Here is a 3,191-nt window from a genome sequence, read left to right on the forward strand (position 1 = left end):
GGTTTCCGGATTGCCGAACATGACACCGATCTTCATGCGAATCTGGTTGATGAAGATGACCAGCGTATTGGTGCGGTTGATGCTGCCGGTCAGCTTGCGCAGCGCTTGCGACATCAGACGCGCTTGCAGGCCTGGCAACGAATCACCCATGTCGCCTTCGATTTCAGCGCGTGGCGTCAGCGCGGCAACCGAATCGACCACGATCAGGTCAACGCCGCCCGAGCGCACCAGCGCGTCGGTGATTTCCAGCGCTTGTTCGCCGGTGTCCGGTTGCGAGATCAGCAGTTCGGACAGGTTGATGCCTAATTTCTGTGCGTAGCCAACGTCCAGTGCATGTTCTGCATCGATGAACGCGCAGGTGCCGCCCAGCTTTTGCATTTCGGCGATGGTTTGCAGCGTCAGCGTGGTTTTGCCGGAAGATTCAGGGCCGTAGATTTCGACTACCCGGCCGCGTGGCAGACCGCCGACACCGAGGGCGATATCCAGACCGAGCGAACCGGTGGAGACCACTTGCACTTCTTCGACCACGGCACCGTCTTCCATACGCATGACCGAACCTTTGCCGAATTGTTTCTCGATTTGCGCCAAGGCTGCGGCAAGAGCCTTGCTTTTATCCGGATTGGGTGCGGATTTTTTATCGTCCATAGCTATTCTTTCGGCAAAAATGGTGAGAAATCTGGAACCTGGGCTAAAGCTTCAGGTAGCACTGTATAAAAAAACAGTGATTTATGCAAGCACTGTCGCATTTTTCTACAAACGTGACCGTATTGTATGTGCAGAAATCATCGGTCTGCATGCAGCCGTTTGAAAAATCCAGGGCAGGATGCTACTTTATGGCGGCTCTTGAGGATATGCGGCTCAGTGGCGCTGCTGCGACTCATGCGTACTACGAATTTATGGTTAACCATGCTTAATACGCATATCGTTAGGCCAACTTATAAAAACCATGCCGGGTCGGCGAGATGGTGCAATAATTGTTCAGCACATCGTCTGCGTCTGCCGGCGTTCATCTGCTGGCTCGCAGTTGGGGCATGCTGCAAATTCGAAAGTACGGGCAAGCTTGTTGCTCACCAATAGAAGAGGAGAAGGTATGCGTATTACTTATTGGCTAAAACCGTTCGCTGTATCGGTGCTGTTGTTAGGTTTGCAGGGCAACGTAATGGCGGCTTCGGCGCCGGCGGTCGAGGCGAAGAATGGCATGGTGGTGACGTCGCAGCATCTGGCTTCGCAGGTCGGCGCCGATATCCTGAAAATGGGCGGTAATGCGATCGATGCCGCAGTGGCGGTCGGCTATGCACAGGCGGTGGTGAATCCCTGCTGCGGCAATATCGGCGGTGGCGGCTTCATGACCATCCACCTGGCCGACGGCCGCAATACCTTCATCAATTTTCGTGAAACCGCGCCGGCCGCAGCCAGCGCCGATATGTACCTGGACGCCAACGGCAAAGCAATCACCAAGGCCAGCCTGTACGGCTACCTGGCGGCGGGCGTGCCGGGCACCGTGCTCGGACTCGATACCGCGCAACGCAAATACGGCAAACTGACGCGCGCTCAGGTGATGCAACCGGCGATCAAGCTGGCGCGCGACGGTTATATCCTCAATCGCGGCGATACCGACATTCTCGATACCACCATCGCGCAGTTCAAGAAAGACCCGGAAGCCGCTCGCTTGTTCCTGCGCCGCGACGGTACGCCATTGCAGCCGGGCGATCGTCTGGTGCAAAAGGATCTGGCGAAGACGCTGGAAGCGATTTCGCGCAACGGCCCTGACGCATTCTATAAAGGCGCGATCCCGGCGGCAGTGGAGCGCGCGTCCAAGGCGGGTGGCGGCATCATTACCGCCGCCGACTTCGCCAGCTACAAGGTCACCGAAAGCGCACCGCTATCGTGCAACTATCGCGGCTATGTGTTCGTTTCGGCACCGCCGCCAAGCTCCGGCGGCGCCACCATGTGCCAGATCCTCAACATCCTTGAAGGCTACGACATGAAGGCGCTGGGTTTCCAATCGGCGGCAGCGGTGCATTACATGACCGAAGCAATGCGCCATTCGTACATGGATCGCAACACCTTCCTGGGCGACCCGGCGTTCGTCAAAAATCCGCTGGAGCGTTTGCTGAGCAAGGAGTACGCTACCTCGATCCGCGAAAAAATCAGCGCCGACAAGGCCACCCCATCGGTTGAGGTGCAGCCGGGCATGGCACCGCATGAGAAACCTGAAACCACCCACTATTCGATCGTCGACAAGGACGGCAATGCGGTTTCCACCACCTATACCATTAACGGCCGCTTCGGCGCCGTGGTGATTGCGCCGGGCACCGGCTTCTTCCTCAACGATGAGATGGATGACTTTACCGTCAAGGCCGGGGTGCAGAATCTGTTCGGCCTGGTGCAGGGTGCAACCAATTCGATCGCGCCGGGCAAGCGTCCGCTGTCGTCGATGACGCCGACTCTGGTGACCAAGGATGGCAAGACATACATGGTGCTGGGTTCGCCGGGCGGTTCGCGCATCATCGCCATCACACTGCAAACCGCGCTGAATGTGATCGACCATGGCATGGCGCCGCAGGAAGCGGTGGATGCGCCGCGCATCCATCACCAATGGCTGCCGGACGAGGTGTACTACGAAACCCGTGGCCTGTCGCCGGATACGCTGAAAATCCTCGACGGCATGGGCTACAAGATGAAGGAACAAACCCCTTGGGGCGCGGCTGAGTTGATCATGATCGGCTTGCCGGGCGCTGCGGGTGTGACTTCCTCCAGCTCTGGCAATGATGCCGGGGTATCCGGCATCGTGCGTCCGGGCTTCTATTACGGCGCCAACGATACGCGGCGTCCGGCTGGCGCGGCAATCGGGTATTGATCAGTTCACTGTTTTCGGTTTGACATCAAAAAGATGGGCATCCGCGCCCATCTTTTTTTTCGCCCACAAAAACACAAAACCGCTGCTTCCATGAGTAAACCGCATGCTTCTAATAGTATCCAGTCCGCCCTGAACAATCCCATTTCCCAATAATTGTCTCAAGCCGTGACAGTCGCCATACGCCACATCGGCCAAAGCATTACTAGAAACGCAGCGCAAAAAAGCCGCAGCTTGCGCAGGATCAGGCGCAGGTTGCGGCCTGCGCCGCACAGGACTGCATGAATGGCGTCGCCCAAGGCACCCTTGAGCCAGTTTCTGCCGAGCCTGCCGT

General features: G+C 57.6%; 2 protein-coding genes. One reads left to right on the forward strand and one right to left on the reverse strand.

What is annotated here, in order from left to right:
- A partial coding sequence (gene recA / locus ACIQ0R_RS12080; protein WP_395827766.1) for a recombinase RecA occupies positions 1 to 645 on the reverse strand: 645 nt, incomplete at its 3' end.
- 514 nt (positions 646 to 1,159) lie between these two features.
- Between recA and ggt the strand changes: the two genes are divergently transcribed.
- Complete coding sequence (gene ggt / locus ACIQ0R_RS12085; RefSeq protein ID WP_395827769.1) at positions 1,160 to 2,860, forward strand: gamma-glutamyltransferase; 1,701 nt, start codon at positions 1,160 to 1,162, stop codon at positions 2,858 to 2,860.
- The last annotated feature ends 331 nt before the right edge of the window (positions 2,861 to 3,191 follow it).

The sequence above is a fragment of the Collimonas sp. genome, from assembly GCF_044339385.1.
GTDB lineage: Bacteria > Pseudomonadota > Gammaproteobacteria > Burkholderiales > Burkholderiaceae_D > Collimonas.

Coding starts and splice junctions, on each gene's coding strand:
- ggt (WP_395827769.1), top strand. CDS start 1,160: ATGGCGGCTTCGGCGCCGGCGGTCGAGGCGAAGAATGGCATGGTGGTG.